Origin of the sequence: Actinomadura logoneensis, from assembly GCF_003428695.1 — a bacterium.
In the GTDB taxonomy this organism is placed as follows: Bacteria; Actinomycetota; Actinomycetes; order Streptosporangiales; family Streptosporangiaceae; genus Spirillospora; species Spirillospora logoneensis.
In genome coordinates this window covers 1-733 of record NZ_QURH01000396.1, presented here as the reverse complement: position 1 = coordinate 733, position 733 = coordinate 1, and the positions used below count along the sequence as shown (strand labels likewise).

Sequence of the window (733 nt, the reverse complement as noted above, 5' to 3'; positions counted from 1 at the left end):
CGGCTGCCGCCGGTCGTGGTGGCGCGGCCCGGCGGCCCGCCGCCGAAGGAGGGCACGGTCGAGCTGGCGGACGGCCGCGTCCTCGACCTGCCCGTGGACGGCGACCTCCCGCTCGGCTGGCACCGGCTGGCGGCGGACGGCGCGGAGGCCGCGCTGCTCGTCGCGCCGGAACGCCTCGGCACCGGCCCGCGCGCGTGGGGCGTGACGGCGCAGATCTACTCCGTCCGGTCGCGGGCGTCCTGGGGGATGGGCGACCTGCGCGACCTCGCCGGCCTCGCCCGGTGGAGCGCGCGGCAGGGCGCGGACTTCGTCCTGGTCAACCCGCTGCACGCGACCGAGCCCGTCCCGCCGGTGGGGCCGTCGCCGTACTCGCCGATGAGCCGCCGCTTCGCCAGCCCGCTGTACCTGCGCGTCGAGGACGTCCCCGAGTACTTGGCGCTCACGCCGGACGAGCGCGCGCGGGTGGACGCCCTCGGCGCGCCGCTGCGGGCCTCGAACGAGACCCTGGACGTCCTGGACCGCGACGCCGTCCACACGGCCAAGATGCGCGCGCTGGAGATCCTGCACGCCCGCTTCCGGGGAGACGCCGCCTACGAGGAGTTCCGGCGGCGGGAGGGCGCGCCGCTGACCGCGTTCGCCACCTGGTGCGCGCTGTACGAGGACCAGGGGCCCGACTGGCGCGCCTGGCCCGCCGGGCTGCGCGACGCCGACGGGCCCGCCGTGGCCGCGGCGG

Annotated in this window: 1 protein-coding gene; it reads left to right on the top strand. The window is 78.7% G+C overall.

Going from position 1 to position 733, the window contains the following annotated elements; genetic code table 11:
• On the top strand, window positions 1-733 hold a 733-nt coding region (locus tag DZF91_RS22930), incomplete at both ends, for a 4-alpha-glucanotransferase (RefSeq protein ID WP_147341278.1).